The organism is Pedobacter sp. KBS0701 (genome assembly GCF_005938645.2).
GTDB lineage: Bacteria > Bacteroidota > Bacteroidia > Sphingobacteriales > Sphingobacteriaceae > Pedobacter.
In genome coordinates this window covers 5,454,861-5,472,232 of the sequence record NZ_CP042171.1, presented here as the reverse complement: position 1 = coordinate 5,472,232, position 17,372 = coordinate 5,454,861, and the positions used below count along the sequence as shown (strand labels likewise).

Below are 17,372 nucleotides of genomic sequence, written 5' to 3'. Positions count from 1 at the left end.
CAAATGAATATTACTTTACAAAATGTTGGCAGAAGGTTTAATAAAGAGTGGATTTTCAGGGATTTAAGCACTGAATTCATCACAGGCAACAGCTATGCCATATTGGGGCCCAATGGATCAGGCAAATCAACCTTACTAAGTGTTTTAAACGGCAGCTTATCTCCTTCTGAGGGTAAAATTACCTTTTCAGATACAGCAGAAATCCCTGTCGAAAATATCTATAGATACATTAGCCTTGCTGCGCCCTACCTCGAACTGGTTGAAACTTTTACACTAAAAGAGATCATTGATTTTCATTTTAAGTTTAAAAATTTTGCTTCCGGCCTTGATGCCAAAAAGCTGATCGGCATATTAGGTTTGGAAAAGGCAGCAAACAAAGAAATTAAATACTTCTCATCAGGTATGAAGCAAAGAACTAAACTAGCTTTAGCCTGCTGTACCGATACACCAATTTTATTTTTAGACGAACCGACCAGCAATTTAGACGTTCAAGGTATTAATTGGTACCGCGAACTGATCGAAATTTTTGGGAAAGGACGTTTAACCATAATTGGCTCCAATCAGCTACAAGAATACGATTTCTGCTCAGCACAGCTACAAATATCAGATTATAAGTAGCTTAAGACCCATAAAAGCCTTCTATCAACCGTATGTTTTGTCATACATTTGTACTAAAAATAATTTTTTCACAAAATATTTTGTAATTGATAAATTGTTCTTACCTTTGCACCACCAAAAAGAGAAACAATTATTTAATTTGTCTCCTACAGGAAACGTTCATATTTTCCGCATTGCGGAATCAAAATATAGCCCTTAAAAGGCAAAGATTTTTTCATAGTTTAGTTTGAGGTTTAGGTTGATTATGCCTTTGGAGTGGTTCCCAAAGGCATTTCTTTTATACGGGGATTTTTTTAGTTAAGGCTCCATAAAAAAGGCAAAAACAAAACTGAATTATCTTATCTATGTTTCGAACCCAATGAACTAATGACTAGTGAACCAATGAACCACAGATTTTGCTTTTCAAATCATCATTCCTTTTTTTAACTTTGGTATTCAAAATAATTGACAAAACAATATTTCATTATTAATGGCAAAGGCATCAGAAGTAAAAAGCGGAAATGTGCTTCGTTTTAACGGAGAGTTGGTAAGTGTAGAAGAGTATATCCACCGTACTCCAGGAAATTTAAGGGCTTTTTATCAGGCCCGTATGCGCAATGTAAAAACCGGCAAAATTGTAGAATACCGTTTCCGCACCGATGAAGAGGTAACGATTTGCCGTGTGGAGACCAACGACTATCAATACCTTTATGAAGACGGCGACTATTTGGTGGTGATGGACAACGAAACTTTTGAGCAATACAACATTCCAAAACTACTTTTTGGCTCTTCTATTAAGTTTTTAAAAGAAGGTATGAATGTAACCATCGCTTTCGAGAGCGACGAACCGATCGTTGCCCAACTTCCTAATAGTGTAGAGTTGGAAATCACTTACTCTGAACCCGCTGTAAAAGGCGATACCTCAACCAGCGCGCAAAAATATGCCACGGTAGAAACTGGTGCAGAAATTAGGGTTCCTTTGTTTATTAACCAGGGAGATAAGGTAAAGATTGATACCAAAACCGGTGAATATATGGAGCGGGTAAAATAGTATAATTTAAGGCTTAAATTTGCGCAAACCCTAAGCCTTAAACCTTTATAGGTTTTTATTAAAATAATTTTACCTTTGCCGTCACGAAAAACTAAAATAACCCCAAAATTTGGGATAACACAATATGGCAAAAGCATCAGAAATTAAAACAGGTAACATTCTTCGTATAAACAATGAACTGGTTACTGTTGACGAATGGAATCACCGTACGCCAGGAAAAGGTGGCGCATTTTATACGGGCAAATTCCGTAACATTAAATCGGGCAGAATTGTTGAGGCACGTATGAATACCGACGAGGCGGTAGAAATATGCCGTGTAGAAACAAATGATTACCAATATTTATACGAAGAAGGTGATTATTTAGTCGTAATGGATAACAATAGTTACGAACAGTTTAATGTAGAGAAATCTTTATTCGGTTCGGCGATCAAGTTTTTGAAAGAAGGCATGAACATCATCGTTTCTATGGAAAGCGATGAAGCCATTATGGCCCAATTGCCAAACTTTGCAGAATTCGAAATTACTTATTCAGAACCTGCTGTTAAAGGCGATACTTCTACCAATGCATTAAAAGCAGCAACATTAGAAAACGGTGTTGAGGTTAAAGTACCAATGTTCGTAAACCAGGGCGATAAAATTAAAATTGATACCCGTACCGGTGATTACGTGGAGCGTGTAAAATAATTTTAAACTCATATTTGAAAGCCTCTGAACTTAATTTTTCAGGGGCTTTTTGTTTTTTAGCTTAATAACCTATCTCTTAGATGTATTAAGGTGACTTAGGTGGTCATTTTGAAAAGCAAGGTTCATTGCGCTTGGGCTATAACAGTCCCGCTATTCGCTTCAAAACCTTGGCTCATGCCTCACCTTCCGGGTTTTACGCTGCTATCGGGTTTATTTAACCAAAGCATTTAGGTCTTAGGCCACAAAGCCTCGCAAGTTTTCAAAACCTGCGAGGTTTAAAAAATATTATCTTTGTTTATGCTAAAGGCCGAAATCAGAAAACTAGCGTTAAAAGACAGGTTGCTACTAAACGACCCAACCTATTATACGTTGAACGAATCACTTTTAAAACAGTTTAAAAAAATCGATTTTAGCCGAATTAAAACCCTTCATATCTTTTTACCCATTACAGAAAAAAAAGAGCCGAATACTTTTTTATTGATCGAATGGCTAAGCAAAACCTATCCTGAAGTTAAAATCATTACCCCTAAGGCTGATTTTGAAACAGCGCTGATGACCCACCACGAATACTTGGGCGAAAAAGACCTGAAAAAAAACCTTTACAACATATTGGAGCCACAAAAAGGAAATCTGCACGAAGGAGAAATAGACATGGTCGTTATCCCACTGTTAGCCTTTGATAAACAAGGTTACCGAGTAGGTTATGGCAAAGGTTTTTATGATCGTTTTCTGCGGGATATAAATGCTCAGAAAATAGGTTTATCTTTGCATCCTGCAATTGAAAAAATCGATGATGTAAATGAATACGACATCAAATTAGATTTTTGCATAACACCAACAGAAATTATAAAATTTTAAGCTTACCGGCATGCCACAGGAAATCGTTATCAAAACCGAAAAACAATACGAAGACAACATGATTGCGGTATTCGAATTACAGGAAAAAGAAGAATTAACCGCCGAAGACCTTAAACAGATTGAATTGATGTTAAAGGCCGGAGAGCAATATGAAGCAGAGCACTTGTAAGGTTCATTAGTTCAGTTGCCATTGGTTTGTTGGTCTGGGTGCTTAACAAAAAAGCCTATACCCTTCCCCGATTTTTCGTCATCTCGACTGGAACGTAGTGGAATGTGGAGATCTAAGTCAAATTACGCTCGAGGTAGATTTCTCGACTGCGTTACACTCTACTCGAAATGACGGATTTGGCGGATAAATCAACTCGGAAACACTCCGTGTTTTCTGTGCATCTGTACCTAAACCTAAGAAATATGCGCTTTCACAAAATCACTCACCAAATAAGCAATTAATTTAGAAGTGAGCTTACTTACCCTCCCATCAAGCATCCTGGTGGCACCTTCGCATACATGCAGGTAAGAAAATTGCTTCGCGCGGGTTAAGATCAGTTTTCGAATATCGTTAACCTCAAACCCAGATGGCGTTTCGGCACTTGAAAGTACATTTTGGATACAATCTAAGTCGATCTCTAAACCCGCAGCTTGCCCTATTTCATCAAAGAAGCCATTAGCATCGGCATCCATTAAAATATCATCAAAAAATACAGCCTTTAATTTAGGATTGTTTTCGATCTGGCTTAAAATCGCCTCATTATTATAATTTTGATGCAGGCCATACATCAGATAATGGTTGAGGTAATTTTCTTTTAAAGCGTAAGAAAACCCATTTCCACTATGTCTGCCTTCTAATTCCCTTAAATCGGCATGCGCATCAACATTTAATATATCAATTGGGCATTTACAGGCTAAAGAAGTACCCTTAATTATGCCATAAGCATTATTATGACCACCACCAATTACAATAGGAATTTTGCCTGCAGCTACAATTTTTGCTATGACCGGATAGACCATTTCATCAATTTCGGCTACTTTATTTCTTAAAGTTTCAACAGAAGAATCCTCAGGTTCAATAATTTCGAAGTGTCCCAAAACCAAAATTTCTTCACCATTTAAAAAGCGGTTACTTTGGATATTCAGAAAAGCTGTTAAACTGGTACGCCATGCCGATGCGGCTCCGGCAATACCAGCATTTGCCCTTACTCCTATATCTTCAGGGATACCCAGCAATACAAATTTAGAATTGTTTGCTGTTAATCCTTCTACCGAGATTACTTTATGTCGATAAGTATTAACCCTTTCGCCAAGCTTGGTTTCGCCATCACGATGAATAATCAAGTGCTCAATGTCGCTTTGCGAATATATTTTAAGGTTATCCATGATAAATCTCACCATTTAAAATCACCGTATCAACCTGGCTTTCACCAAAACTGTACGGCAAATAGGCTATTGATGGCATTGGTTTTGTGATAAATAAATTTGCTTTTTTTCCAAGGGCAACGCTTCCATAACTTTCGCTGATCTCCATTGCTGCCGCACCGTTTAAAGTAGCTGCATTGATGGCCTGCTCTGGAAACATTTTCATTTTAATACAGCCCAGCGACACCACAAAATTCATATTCCCTGAAGGCGTTGATCCCGGATTGTAATCGGTTGCCAAAGCCACAGGCAAATCGGCTTTAATAAAGCTTTTAGCATCTGCAAATGGAATACCTAAGTAAAACGAGCACGAAGGCAGTAATGTTACAATGGTATCCGCATTTCTTAACGTATCGATGGTTTCCTTGTTACTTTCTTCCAAATGATCGACTGAAATGGCATTATTTTTAACAGCCACTTCAATAGCGCCTGAAACAGAAAGCTGGTTGGCATGTATTTTAGGTTTTAAACCATATTTTGCCCCTGCTTTGAGTATCTGATCGGTTTCTCCTACAGAGAAAAAACCTTTTTCACAAAAAGCATCTATATAATCGGCCAGGTTTTCTTCTGCTATCCGGGGCAACATTTCATTAATAATCAAATTGATGTAACCATGATGATCATTTTTAAATTCAGCCGGAAAGGCATGTGCAGCCAGAAAAGTTGCCTTGATAGGGATTGGAAAATGATTTTTCAACCTGCTGATTACCCGGAGCATTTTGATTTCACTTGCAGTGGTTAAGCCATAACCACTTTTTATTTCAACAGCTCCTGTTCCCTGGAGAATCATCTGTTTTAACCTAATTGAAGCACTTTCAAACAATTCATCTTCTGTTGCTTTTTGAAGTTTATTGGCTGAATTTAAAATCCCACCACCTGCCGCGGCAATTTCTTCATAACTTTTACCCTGTATTTTCATCGCAAACTCCTCTTCCCGCGTGGCTGCAAAAACAATATGGGTATGGCTATCGCACCAGGAAGGAAAAACGTATCTGCCTTTGGCCGAGATTTGAGACGGCAGATTTGAGATTTGAGAAGGGATTGAGCCCATCTCACCAAAATCTTTGATCAAGTCATCCTCTATCAAAAGCCAGGCATTTTCAATAACAGGTAAATCATCCAGTTCGCTGCCGCGAAGCACCAATTTATCTTTAGGGTGAATGCCTACTAGGCCTTTTATATTGGTGATTAGCATTTGGTTCGTTTATTGAGTATGAGTAAAAGTATTGGGTAACATAAGGATCTGAGTTTCTAAACCCCTGATCCATTTTACATCTTACATTATTCCATTTCCAGTAGAACCGGACAATGATCTGAATGTATGGCATCGGGTAAAATCCTTACATTTTTTAAGCGACTTTCCATTGGTCTCGTAGCCAGATGGTAATCGATGCGCCAGCCCAGGTTCTTTCCCCTAGAACCGGCGCGATAACTCCACCAGGTATAATGATGTGGGTCTTTGTTAAAATGACGGAAAGTATCAATAAAACCATTATCCAAAAATAACTGCATCCACTGCCTTTCTTCCGGTAAAAAACCTGATGAATTGGCGTTTGATTTTGGATTATGAATGTCAATAGCGGTGTGGCAGATGTTATAATCACCACTTACAATCAAATTTGGAATCTCTTTACGCAATTCGCCGATATACCGATCAAAAAACCGCATAAATTCATACTTTTTAACCTGCCTTTCATCGCCGCTTGATCCAGACGGCATATATAAGCTCATTAAGGAGAAATTATCAAAATCAGCCCTTAAAATCCGTCCTTCTTTATCGATCCATTCTTCACCGCAGCCAAATTCTACATGTTTAGGTTTAATTTTAGATAAAATGGCTACGCCGCTATATCCTTTTTTCTCTGCCGGGAACCAATAATGGTGATAACCCAACTGCTCAATCAGTGCAATAATTTCAGGGATTTGTGAAGGCAAGGCCTTTACTTCCTGCAAACAGACCATATCAGCATCTGTAGCTTGTAACCAGCCAAAAAAGTTTTTGGTACTTGCCGCCCTAATCCCGTTTACGTTATAGGAAATAATCTTCATTCAGTAAATTTCAATTGTTGTGGACGGTAAATTTAGAAATTAATTGAATAAATGCTTAGTAATTCAATTAATGATGTGCGCGAGCGACCGTCATCTCGACTGGAACGCAGTGGAATGGAGAGATCTGCTTCAATAGATCTCTCGGCTACGTTGCACTGCGCTCGAGATGACGCCAACCAGGGAAATTACCATCTAAATGACCATTATCTTTGATTAACCCATCAACAACTTTTTCTCCAATTTTTTTGCAGCTCTCCTTTTTAGCACGGTAACTTCCATTTTCACATCTTTTTTTGGTCGGTTGTTTTTATCCGTTTCCAATGCGGCAATTTTATCTATCATATCCAAGCCAACTACAATTTCGCCATAAACAGTGTAGTTCCGATCTAAATGTGGGGTGCCCCCTATTTTTTTATATACCTCACGCTGCCACTCAGGAATTTTGAATTTCAGGCGTTTTTCTTCTACATTGTCCAATTGCTGATCGGTAAAAACTTTTCCCTGAACCAGGTAAAACTGACTACCACTCGATGCTTTGGCCGGATTAACATCATCACCTTCTCTGGCCGCTGCTAAAACGCCTTTTTTATGAAATAAACTATCATTAAACTCTGCCGGGATAGTATATTTAGGTCCGCCCTCACCGAGTAAAGAATCTGGTTTGGCATTTCTCGAATCCGGATCGCCGCCCTGGATCATAAAATCTTTAATCACCCTGTGGAATAAAATATCATTATAATACCCTTTTTTAACCAATTTCAAAAAGTTATCACGATGTAATGGGGTTTGATTGTACAGCTTAACGATACATTCCCCATATTCTGTTTTAATACATACATATTGATTTTTAGGCTTTGCAGCAAAGGCAGAAAGCACTGAAAAAGCGCAAAGGAACAATAATATTTTCTTCATTTAACTGGTGTTTGAGGCTAAAATAAACTAAAAAATGAAATTCAATAAATAAATCCGCGCATTATTCGATAATTTTTGCTTTACCTTTGTATAAATGAAGTTAAAACAAAAAATAGCACTTTCTTTAGCTGTATTCTATGCAGTTAGTGTTATGGGTTTGGCTTTAAGTCTCCATTTTTGTGGAGGCAAACTAGAAAACGTTAAACTTTTTAGCAACGAGGTTTCATGCAAATTCTGCAAAGATATTCCTGCCGAAAAGAAAGATGATGGTTGTTGCAAAAATACTCAGGTAACGGTTAAATTAAAAGATAGTCACCATGCAGAAGCTCAGTTACAAATACCGAAACTGTTTTCTATCCAGCTTTTCCTGCATCCTCCGGTTTTAGAATTTTTAAGCAACATCAGCCCGAAGTTTTTTAGTAAAATTTCGAACAAAGCACCGCCATTATCCTCGCGAATTGCTTTGCACGTTTTCAATTGCATTTTTAGGAATTAGAATTTAAACATTGACTCGTTAATGCGTTGTTTCGCATTTCGACAATTTTCCTGGTTTTTATCGGGAAGCTCAATGTGACATTTTCTTATATTCTAATTCAAAAAATCATGAAAGCAATAAAAATATTCAGCATCGTTATGCTATTTTTCGTCGTTAATGTTTCGGCACAACAAATCTCTACAGCCGATTTACAGGTAACTGGTTTAACCTGTTCTATGTGCTCAAACGCAACACAAAAATCTTTAGAAACCCTGGGCTTTATCAGTAGCGTTAAACCTGATTTAAATAAAAACATATTTGTTTTAACCTTTAAAAAAGACGCGAATGTTAATCTTGATCTGGTTCGTAAAAAAGTTCAGGATGCAGGTTTTTCAGTAGGCGGCCTAATGGCTAACTTCAATTTTAGCGATGTTAAAGTAGACGATAAGGGTCAGGCTGTTGTTAACGGCAATGTATACCGTTTTGTAAATGTAAAAGGTAAAACCCTTACTGGTATGGTTAAGGCCAGCGTAGTAGATAAAGATTTCATATCTGGTTCTGCATTTAAAAAACAGGCCGCAACGGCTAATTCTGATGCTTATGCAAGTGGCACAGGTGTTGTAAACGGCAAAAAAACGCGTATTTATCATTTAGTTCTTTCTTAAGATGAGACGGATATTCGTATTGGCGCTGATGATTATCGGCGCTTATACCAGTGTTTCGGCACAAGAACTATATGTATTTACAGAGCCTGCAAGTAATATGCCCACCAAATCAATCGGCGTAAGAATTACCAACGAGGGTATGTTCAACTACCCGGGTTATGTAAGCCGGACTATCCCAGAGGTAATGATCGGTTTCAACAAAAATCTGATGATGCATGCACAGGCTTTTCTCTCGGATATGGATGGAAAATACCGTTTAGAAGGCGGAAGTTTATACGCCAAGTACCGGTTTTTATCGTTGGATGAAGCACATAGCCATTTCAGGGCATCGGCATTTGGAAGGGTAAGCACCAGCAAAAGGCCAACATATACCAGTGATATCAACCTCGAAGGAGATAATAGTGGCGTACAGGGAGGCTTAATTTTTACGCAACTGCTGCATAAACTGGCGCTATCATCAACATTGGGTTATGCGCATGTCTTCGAAAACAGCAACAGGCAGATTGCGGGAATGCCGCAGCCAAAAAACATGTTGTCATATAGTTTATCGTCGGGTTATTTGGTTTTACCAGTGATTTATAAGGATTACAAACAACCCAACTTTAATGTATATTTAGAATTGCTGGGCAAAACCGACCCAGGCAGTGGTCAGTCTTATTTGGATATCGCTCCGGCAATACAAATGATTTTAAACAGTACAACCCGCATCGATCTTGGTTACCGCTTTCAGGCAGCAGGAAATATGGATAACCGATACACCAAAAACATGTACTTGCTTAGGGCAGAATTTAACTTCTTTAACGTTTTAAAATAAAAAACACATAACAAATGAAAAAAATATTCGGATTAGTTGCCATTATGACGATCGCAACAACAGCTTTTACTTATGCACAGAGCAAAACAGACGTAGCCTTAAATCAGGTATTAATGGCATATTACGATGTAAAAAATGCACTGGCAACCGACAAAAAAGACCTGGCTATTGAAAAAGTAAAAGTTTTATCGGCAAAAGTAAATGCCGTTAACCACAAAGATTTACCGGCCGATCAACATAAAATATTTATGGAACAAGCTTCGATTATAAAAAGCAAATCGGCGCTGCTTGCGGGTTCAAACGACATCAAAACACAGAGAAAAGCCTTTGAAGGGATTTCTTATGCCATGATTAAAACGTTGAAAGGCTTGAAATTTAACAGCCAAACCGTTTACGTTCAGCACTGTCCGATGGCGAAGGCAAGCTGGTTAAATGAAAAAGAAAACATCGAAAATCCATATTATGGAAGCATGATGTTTGATTGCGGCGACGTTTCTGAAACCATAAAATCGAAATAATGAAACTGCATATCAAAAATATGGTATGCAACCGTTGTAAAATGGTGGTTAAGGCCGAGCTGGAAAAGCTTGGCTTTAAACCGCTATTGGTTGAGCTTGGTGAAGTTACCTTTGCCGAAAACATTACAGCAGAGGATAAAGCTAAAATTGCGGAGCAACTGACCCATTTTGGTTTCGAACTGTTGGAGGATAAAAAAACCCAGATTGCAGAACAGGTTAAAACTGCCATCATTAACCTGGTACATTACACAAAAGAACCTTTAAAAATCAATCTTTCTGCCTACCTCAGTGAGCAGTTAAAACAGGAATATACGAATTTAAGCAGCATTTTTTCAGAGGTCGAAAACCAAACGATTGAGAAGTATTTCATTGCTCAAAAAATAGAAAAAGCAAAAGAAATGCTTACCTACGGCGAACTCACCCTTAGCGAAATTGCCTACCAACTGAATTACAGCAGCGTAGCACACTTATCGGCACAATTTAAAAAAGTAACCGGAATTACACCTTCCGTTTATAAAATGGCATCAACAGATAGCAGAAAAACGCTAGATGAGGTTTGAGAGGATGTAAAATGGAAGAGGTAAGATGAAAGATGGGCGTAAAGTTTATGCTCAATGGTTAGATAGATCATGGTTGATGGCCAATGGGCCTATCGGCTATGAACCAAAAAGCATTAACCTCTTATTAATTCTAGCCATTTAGCTAGTCATCAATTAACCGATTTGAACAGCTAACCTATTCTATAAACAATTTCTTATCATACGTCAAGATTGATCGACTGATAATCAGCTATTTTTGCACTTAAATAAAATCACTAGATATGAAAAAATTATTTTTATTTCTGATCGCTACCTCAATCAGTGTGGCATCATTTGCACAAACAAGCTGGAAGATAGATCCAATGCACTCGTTTGTAAACTTTTCGGTTAAACACATGGGCATTTCTTTTGTTGATGGTTCATTCAAAAAATTCGATGGAACAGTTACCGCTTCTAAACCAGATTTAACTGATGCTAAAATTGCCTTTACCGTTGATGTAAACAGCATTACTACAGGTGTTGATATGAGAGATGGTCACTTAAAAACAGATGATTTCTTTAACGCTGAGAAATTTCCAACAATGAAATTCGAAAGTACTTCTTTCAAAAAATTAAGCGGTAACAATTATGAGTTAAGTGGTAAATTAACCATCCGCGATGTAACTAAAGATGTAAAATTTGCAGTTGTTTATGGCGGTACAGCTAAAGATCAACAAGGTAATACTAAAGCAGGTTTCGGCGCGACTACAACCATTAACCGTTTAGATTATAATATTAAATATGATCCAACCGGTGCAGGTGTTGCAAAAGATGTTGCGATCAAATTAAACCTGGAATTTGTTCAGGGAAAATAAAACATTAGATCGTCATTCCGGGCTTGTCCCGGAATCTTTCATTTTAAGTAGATCCTGAAACAAGTTCAGGATGATGGTTGATATAAATTAAAATGGCATGTCTGCACTATCCCAATTCAGAAACTTTACTCAACGCTTGCCTCAAACGGATTTAATGCCAACCCTTTTCATTGGCCACGGCTCTCCTATGAACGGGATTGAAAACAATGAGTTTAGTGAAAGTTGGGTAGATCTGGCCAGACATATTCCGGTTCCAAAAGCAGTTCTGGTGGTATCGGCACATTGGTACACCCACGGTACTTTTGTAACTGCAATGGATTTCCCAGGTACGATCCACGATTTTGGTGGTTTCCCTCAGGCACTTTTCGATGTTCAATATCCTGCTCCAGGCGATCCGAAGCTGGCAGCAGAAATACCTGGTTTAATCCACTCAAGCCCTGTTGGCTTAGACCACGATTGGGGCCTGGATCATGGCACCTGGACAGTGGTAAGGCACATGTATCCAAATGCAGATATTCCTGTTCTGCAACTGAGTATCGATTATACCAAATCGCCGGTGCAACATTATGAAATTGCCAAAGAAATTTATGCGCTCCGCAAAAAAGGTATACTAGTTATCGGCAGCGGCAATATGGTGCACAACCTGCGTATGTTAAGCTGGGAAATGATTAACGGAGGCGGTTACGATTGGGCAATTGAAATGAACGATAAATTCAAAAATTTAATTGTAAATGGCGATTATCAACCTTTAATCAATTACCGCAACCTTGGTACTGATGCCATGCTGGCCATCCCTACTCCGGAACATTATTTGCCGCTTATTTATACTCTTGGAATGAAAAACGATAAGGAAGAGGTTTCGTTTTTTAATGATAAAGCAGTGGGCGGTTCGTTAACCATGACTTCCGTGTTGGTGGGGTAAGGGTTAAGAATCACCAAAAAACTTGTTTTAGTTGTTTAAACGGAGCTTGAACCTTGCATTTTCTCACTTCTTAATGTTCAAAAGTATATTTTGGGAATATACCATTAAGAAATTAAGGTCATGAAGAAAATATCCTACACAACAGATTTCTCCACAACGGTCGAAATGACGATCCATCTCACAATGACAAAAGCTAAAATTCTATAAAAATTTATGATTATTCTGTAACGCTTATGGCCCCTTAAGTTGGTAAATTTGCTTAAAAGAATTTAATCATGAAACATACCTATCAACTCACAGGCATGACCTGTGGCGGTTGCGAAAATAAAGTTAAAAGTAGTCTGCTTATTTTACCAGATGTAACCACTGTTGAGGTTTCTAAAGAAGCCAATACTGCTACCATTAGCATGGATAAACATATCGGTTTAGATAGCCTGCAACAAGCTTTGGGCGGTGCCGACAGCAAATATCAAATTTCTGCGGCGCACCACAATGAAACGCTTGAAGAAGCAAAATCGTGGGCCGAAACATACAAGCCCATTCTGTTAATCTTTGGATATGTAACCGCAATATCGTTAGTCGTTTCGTGGCAGGATAATGCCATTAATTTTATGGTGTTTATGCGCATTTTTATGGCGGGTTTCTTCCTAACCTTTTCTTTCTTTAAAATGCTCAACTTAAAAGCATTTGCGGAGAGTTATGCCATGTACGACATCGTAGCTAAAAAATTCAGCACATGGGGATATATCTATGCTTTTATCGAATTAGGTTTAGGCTTGTCCTTTGCATTAAACCTATCGCCCGCTATTGTGAATTGGGTCACCCTGATTGTAATGACCATCAGTATCCTTGGGGTTTTAGAAAGCGTTTTAAATAAAAAGAAAATTCAATGCGCGTGCCTGGGCGCGGTATTTAACCTACCCATGAGTACCTTGACTATTGTTGAAGATGCCATTATGATTGCCATGAGCGCAGCCATGTTGGTTTTGATGTAGTTAGTATATTATTCTCTTTTTTAACGTGATCGTCACCCTGAATTTATTTCAGGGCCTTTCATGCTAAAAAGATGCTGAAATAAATTCAGCATGACGAATCGTCTATTGCCGCTTATACCTAAATTCCGATTTCCGGCTTTTCCCTTTAAGCTCGCCTTCAATCCAGGCGAGCATTTCATTTTTTCCCTGGTTTTGGTAAACTATTCTTTGGGGAAAATCATGTGCCACATTTTCGAAAATATAAATCTGATCTTTTGTGGAGATAAGTTTAAAACATACTTCTTTCCCTTCATTCTGATGAGCAACCGTTGAACAATAGAAAACATCTTTTCCTATTTTTCTGATCTGTAATGTTTCGGTAAGCAAACTATCGCCCTTGGCATTTATTCTGTAGCTTTTTCCACTCAGGGTTTTATCTGGATTTTGCTTCCACTGCTCAACAATTTTTCCTTTTGGCGTTTGCATTCCCCATGAGCCTAGCACAAAAGAAAAGGTTTTTGATGAATCTTTTTGCGCTTTAACATTGCTGTAAAAACCAACAAGAAATAAAATCAAGGCGTATAAATAGATTCTTTTCATTTTGTTATGGTATTGGTGATGTGTGCCAGGTGGTGTTTTCCGTGCCACGAGTACATGCCCAGCATATTGGCCAAAGTGAGTTCTTTATTGTGGGCCGGATGAATATATTTTCTTTGGTAATCTTCTACTTTTAATGTTTTTAAAAAAACAACCCAGCGCTGATGTAAACCTGTTAACAGCTCAATCGACAATTTGATTTCACCATTTTTTGCTTCTTCCGTTTCTGCCCATCGTTCCTCATAATATGGCCTGATTACCGGAATATCCTCAGTAATGGCTTGCTTAAAACGGATATAGGCATTGATATGGCTATCCGGAACATGATGAACAACCTGCCGCAATGTCCAGCCTCCGGGACGATAGGTTTGATTCAGTTCTTCATCTGTCAGATTTTCTGTAGCTTTCTTAATTTGGCCAGGTAATGCCTCTATTTCAGAAATCCAGGTATCAACCTGTTTTTGATCGAAAATATCAGGCACAACAAATTGACCGATCGGGTATTTAAACTGTTCCAAATCCATGGAACCAAAATAAGGAGAATTATCGAGCTTTTAACCGCAAAGATAACAGAGAAGAAAACACAAAGTACGCGAAGTTGGGTGACGTAATAAAAACAAAATCTGCGTCCATCTCCTTAGATCTGCGGGATATAAAATCTACATCAATTTCTTCAACCATTTCAATAAACCCATTTTTGCTTCATAAGGTGGGTAAATTATCTTGGTTAAACCTAGTTTTGATTGAAAAACCACAGCCCTCTCGTGCGAAAAGGTTTTAAAGCCAAAAACACCGTGGCAGCTTCCCGTCCCACTACTGTTAACACCACCAAAAGGCAAATTAGGATTACTGATGTGAACCAGTACATCATTTACGCAGGTTCCGCCAGCACTGGTTTCGTTAATGATTTTATGTTGATGTTGTTTGTTATCTGAAAAGATGTAAAGTGCCAAAGGTTTATTTTTGCTATTCATTATGTCAATGGCCTCCTGTAAATTTTTAAAGGTAATGACAGGCAAAATCGGTCCAAATATTTCCTCCTGCATGATGGCGCTTTTTTCCTTTACAGAAGTTAAAAGTGTGGGCATTAGGGTTAAATTTTGCTCATCTGTTTCACCACCAACAGCCAATACCGCTCCATCTGCAATCGCATCTTCTTTTAATTTATTTAACCGCTTAAACTGTTTATCGTTAATGATTTTAGCATAGTCGTTTTTATTAATTCCAGCGCCTTCACCAAACATTTTTCCGACTGCAATTTTGTAATGTTCGATAAAGTCATTCCGCTTATTTTCTTCGATCAGGACATAATCCGGTGCAATACAGGTCTGCCCTGCATTAACCAATTTGCCCCAGGCGATTTTTTCGGCAGCTTTTTTAATATCACAGGTTCCGTCTACAATAGCTGGCGATTTTCCGCCAAGCTCTAAGGTTACCGAGGTCAGGTTTTTTGCGGCTGCCTCCATCACCACTTTGCCAATTGTGGTGCTTCCCGTGAAAAAGATATGGTCAAATGGAAGTTTTAGCAGTTCGGTAGAAACATTGGCATCACCTTCAAAACAGGCAATTTCTTTCGGATCAAAAGTGGTTGCAATTAATTTATTGATCACGCCAGCAGTAGCTTCGCTTAATTCAGATGGTTTAAGGATCGCACAATTTCCAGCTGCAATTGCCGAAACCAAAGGACTCATCATCAATTGTAAAGGATAATTCCATGGAGCAATAATCAGGCAAATGCCTTTGGGTTCATAATAAATTTTATTACTCGCAAAAAAATTACTCATGGTTCTGCCTGCCGATTTGGGTCTCATCCACCCTTTCAACTTTTTGATAGCAAAGTCGATTTCAGCGTAGGTAAAATATAGTTCAGTTACCGCACTTTCAAAACGGTTTTTACGCAGATCCTTTTCTAAAGCGGCAAATATTTCCTCTTCGGCCTTTTCTAAAGCCTGCTTAAGTAATTTTAACTTCCCGATACGGGTTTTAACATCTGTTTTGCGTAAATCGAATTTATATTTTTGCTGTAAATCGAAAACCGACTTTATCTGTTGTTCCATAATCACTTATTATTACCTGCCATTACGCTAATCGATTCCCCTGAAAATAAAAGTTAAATTTAGTTAAAATGCGGCCTTTTCATTAAAAATTCATTCATTTAAAGCATATTGCAGCAAATTTTAATAATAAAAGATGAAAAGATTGTTTTTTGTTTTCGCATTCATAATTCCACTGGTTATCCATGCCCAAATCATAAAAACAGATGTACTGGTTATCGGAAACGGCGATGCTGCTTATGCCGCATCTTTTCAGTCTTTTAAATCTGGCGTAAAAACCATCCTGCTTACCCAAAAAGAACAGTTGGATTTAAATAAAATTGCTGAAACTAAACGGGGCCTACTGACTTTTTACCAAAGTTTTTTAAAACGGGAAACGGAAAATGCAAAAAGCTTAGAAAACCCAAAACCTAAGCCGGACAAAAAAAGCCGGGCGAAAGTAATTGTGATAGATAGTACCTTACTTTTAAACGTCATCAACAACACTCCTTACACAGAGATTAAACGTTCTGGTAGTGGTTGGGAGGCGAAATTGACCAAAGATAAAAGCATTAAGGCTAAAATTCTTGTGCTGGCCGATAACCCTGAAAAATTGCTTTCGGAACTAAAAATATCCACCTTAAATCCTGCGTCTTCAAGTCCATTAAACTATAACGAAAATACTTACCGGACAACGGTATCCAGGATTTCTTCAGGAGCTAGCTTTTTATCCCTGTACAGCCTATTGATCCCGGATCAGGAAAATTTGCTTTATATCTCTAAAGAACAACTTGAAATTGGACAAGCAGCTGGGGCAACCGCAGCTTATGCCGCATTTTTTGACACCAAAACCAGTTTGTCAAATTTAAAAAGGATCCAGGGCGAGTTATTGGCCTGTAAACATGCATTAATGCCCTTTGAAGATGTTAAAATGACGGATTCGAACTGGTTAGCCATTCAAAAAGTGGGTATCACGGGGATTATCAAAGCGGAAATTACACAGGGAAAAGCGTATTTCAATCCCGAAAAAGAAGTTACTTATAGAGAAATTAAAGAACCGATCAAAGCGTATTATTACAAAGCGCAGATCTGGTTCGATGATCATCAGAATATTCCCATTAATCTGGAAAATACGATTTCTATGGTTTGTTATGTGGGCAATAAATCAATTGAAGCCACTAAAGAAGAACTGCAGAAAAAATGGAACAAAAACTATAGGTTTAGCGGCAATTACGATCTTAAAAAAGTATTGACCAGGCGCGAATTTGCAGTCATCATAAACGAATATTTAAAGCCTTTCGATGATGTGAATGTAGATAAAACCGGAAGGGTAATCCGCTAATTTTTGCCACAGATTTGCACACATAAACATAATTGCAAAAAAATATCTGTGTTCATCCTTTTATCTGTGGTTAA

Annotated in this window: 21 protein-coding genes; 14 read left to right on the top strand and 7 right to left on the bottom strand. The window is 38.1% G+C overall.

Annotated elements, in window-relative coordinates; all coding sequences use genetic code 11:
• Positions 1 to 3 precede the first annotated feature (3 nt).
• The 5 genes from FFJ24_RS22190 (at position 4) to FFJ24_RS26230 (ending at position 3,360) form a co-directional block, all read left to right on the top strand.
• Positions 4 to 618: an ATP-binding cassette domain-containing protein gene (locus tag FFJ24_RS22190; RefSeq protein WP_138819319.1), complete on the top strand. Its 615-nt coding sequence runs from the start codon at positions 4 to 6 to the stop codon at positions 616 to 618.
• 469 nt (positions 619 to 1,087) lie between these two features.
• On the top strand, positions 1,088 to 1,648 hold the full coding sequence (gene efp / locus FFJ24_RS22185) for an elongation factor P (protein ID WP_138819318.1): 561 nt from the start codon (positions 1,088 to 1,090) through the stop codon (positions 1,646 to 1,648).
• A 124-nt stretch (positions 1,649 to 1,772) separates the two neighbouring features.
• Positions 1,773 to 2,333 carry an elongation factor P gene (gene efp, locus FFJ24_RS22180; RefSeq protein ID WP_138819317.1) on the top strand — a complete coding sequence of 187 codons (561 nt, stop codon included), beginning with the start codon at positions 1,773 to 1,775 and terminating at the stop codon, positions 2,331 to 2,333.
• A 297-nt stretch (positions 2,334 to 2,630) separates the two neighbouring features.
• Positions 2,631 to 3,191: a 5-formyltetrahydrofolate cyclo-ligase gene (locus tag FFJ24_RS22175; RefSeq protein WP_138819316.1), complete on the top strand. Its 561-nt coding sequence runs from the start codon at positions 2,631 to 2,633 to the stop codon at positions 3,189 to 3,191.
• Positions 3,192 to 3,201: 10 nt separating this feature from the next.
• Positions 3,202 to 3,360 carry a hypothetical protein gene (locus FFJ24_RS26230; protein ID WP_168202533.1) on the top strand — a complete coding sequence of 53 codons (159 nt, stop codon included), beginning with the start codon at positions 3,202 to 3,204 and terminating at the stop codon, positions 3,358 to 3,360.
• A gap of 233 nt (positions 3,361 to 3,593) precedes the next feature.
• On the opposite strand, the gene FFJ24_RS22170 is transcribed toward FFJ24_RS26230, so the two are convergent.
• From FFJ24_RS22170 to FFJ24_RS22155, 4 genes are all read right to left on the bottom strand, one after another.
• Positions 3,594 to 4,565: a formimidoylglutamase gene (locus tag FFJ24_RS22170; RefSeq protein ID WP_138819315.1), complete on the bottom strand. Its 972-nt coding sequence runs from the start codon at positions 4,563 to 4,565 to the stop codon at positions 3,594 to 3,596.
• Positions 4,558 to 5,799 (bottom strand): imidazolonepropionase, encoded by a 1,242-nt coding sequence (gene hutI / locus FFJ24_RS22165; RefSeq protein WP_138819314.1) that lies wholly within the window; start codon positions 5,797 to 5,799, stop codon positions 4,558 to 4,560. The genes FFJ24_RS22170 and hutI overlap by 8 nt, the downstream gene beginning before the upstream one ends.
• An 86-nt stretch (positions 5,800 to 5,885) precedes the next feature.
• Positions 5,886 to 6,653 carry an exodeoxyribonuclease III gene (locus FFJ24_RS22160; RefSeq protein WP_138819313.1) on the bottom strand — a complete coding sequence of 256 codons (768 nt, stop codon included), beginning with the start codon at positions 6,651 to 6,653 and terminating at the stop codon, positions 5,886 to 5,888.
• A gap of 213 nt (positions 6,654 to 6,866) precedes the next feature.
• The gene (locus FFJ24_RS22155) at positions 6,867 to 7,565 is read right to left on the bottom strand and encodes a peptidylprolyl isomerase (protein ID WP_138819312.1); all 699 of its coding nucleotides are present in this window, start codon (positions 7,563 to 7,565) and stop codon (positions 6,867 to 6,869) included.
• A gap of 94 nt (positions 7,566 to 7,659) precedes the next feature.
• On the opposite strand from FFJ24_RS22155, the gene FFJ24_RS22150 reads away from it, so the two are divergent.
• From FFJ24_RS22150 to FFJ24_RS22115, 8 genes are all read left to right on the top strand, one after another.
• The gene (locus FFJ24_RS22150) at positions 7,660 to 8,061 is read left to right on the top strand and encodes a hypothetical protein (protein ID WP_138819311.1); all 402 of its coding nucleotides are present in this window, start codon (positions 7,660 to 7,662) and stop codon (positions 8,059 to 8,061) included.
• A gap of 107 nt (positions 8,062 to 8,168) precedes the next feature.
• Entirely contained in the window at positions 8,169 to 8,705 is a 537-nt protein-coding gene (locus tag FFJ24_RS22145) for a heavy-metal-associated domain-containing protein (protein ID WP_138819310.1), read from the top strand.
• 1 nt (position 8,706) lies between these two features.
• Positions 8,707 to 9,519, top strand: a complete 813-nt coding sequence (locus FFJ24_RS22140) for a hypothetical protein (protein ID WP_138819309.1) — start codon at positions 8,707 to 8,709, stop codon at positions 9,517 to 9,519.
• 14 nt (positions 9,520 to 9,533) lie between these two features.
• Complete coding sequence (locus FFJ24_RS22135) at positions 9,534 to 10,037, top strand: DUF3347 domain-containing protein (RefSeq protein WP_138819308.1); 504 nt, start codon at positions 9,534 to 9,536, stop codon at positions 10,035 to 10,037.
• On the top strand, positions 10,037 to 10,597 hold the full coding sequence (locus FFJ24_RS22130; RefSeq protein ID WP_138819307.1) for an AraC family transcriptional regulator: 561 nt from the start codon (positions 10,037 to 10,039) through the stop codon (positions 10,595 to 10,597). Before FFJ24_RS22135 ends, FFJ24_RS22130 begins: the two co-directional genes overlap by 1 nt.
• Positions 10,598 to 10,857: 260 nt before the next feature.
• Entirely contained in the window at positions 10,858 to 11,430 is a 573-nt protein-coding gene (locus FFJ24_RS22125) for a YceI family protein (protein WP_025141714.1), read from the top strand.
• 97 nt (positions 11,431 to 11,527) lie between these two features.
• Positions 11,528 to 12,352, top strand: a complete 825-nt coding sequence (ygiD, locus tag FFJ24_RS22120; protein ID WP_138819306.1) for a 4,5-DOPA dioxygenase extradiol — start codon at positions 11,528 to 11,530, stop codon at positions 12,350 to 12,352.
• Positions 12,353 to 12,627: 275 nt separating this feature from the next.
• On the top strand, positions 12,628 to 13,347 hold the full coding sequence (locus FFJ24_RS22115) for a heavy-metal-associated domain-containing protein (protein ID WP_138819305.1): 720 nt from the start codon (positions 12,628 to 12,630) through the stop codon (positions 13,345 to 13,347).
• A 102-nt stretch (positions 13,348 to 13,449) separates the two neighbouring features.
• Here the strand turns inward: FFJ24_RS22115 and FFJ24_RS22110 are convergent, their stop codons facing one another.
• From FFJ24_RS22110 to FFJ24_RS22100, 3 genes are all read right to left on the bottom strand, one after another.
• Positions 13,450 to 13,926 (bottom strand): DUF6265 family protein, encoded by a 477-nt coding sequence (locus tag FFJ24_RS22110; RefSeq protein WP_138819304.1) that lies wholly within the window; start codon positions 13,924 to 13,926, stop codon positions 13,450 to 13,452.
• The gene (locus FFJ24_RS22105) at positions 13,923 to 14,447 is read right to left on the bottom strand and encodes a YfiT family bacillithiol transferase (protein ID WP_138819303.1); all 525 of its coding nucleotides are present in this window, start codon (positions 14,445 to 14,447) and stop codon (positions 13,923 to 13,925) included. Before FFJ24_RS22105 ends, FFJ24_RS22110 begins: the two co-directional genes overlap by 4 nt.
• Positions 14,448 to 14,582: 135 nt before the next feature.
• Positions 14,583 to 15,980, bottom strand: coding sequence for an aldehyde dehydrogenase family protein (locus FFJ24_RS22100; RefSeq protein WP_138819302.1), 1,398 nt, complete (start codon positions 15,978 to 15,980; stop codon positions 14,583 to 14,585).
• A 133-nt stretch (positions 15,981 to 16,113) separates the two neighbouring features.
• On the opposite strand from FFJ24_RS22100, the gene FFJ24_RS22095 reads away from it, so the two are divergent.
• Positions 16,114 to 17,298, top strand: coding sequence for a hypothetical protein (locus FFJ24_RS22095; protein ID WP_138819301.1), 1,185 nt, complete (start codon positions 16,114 to 16,116; stop codon positions 17,296 to 17,298).
• The last annotated feature ends 74 nt before the right edge of the window (positions 17,299 to 17,372 follow it).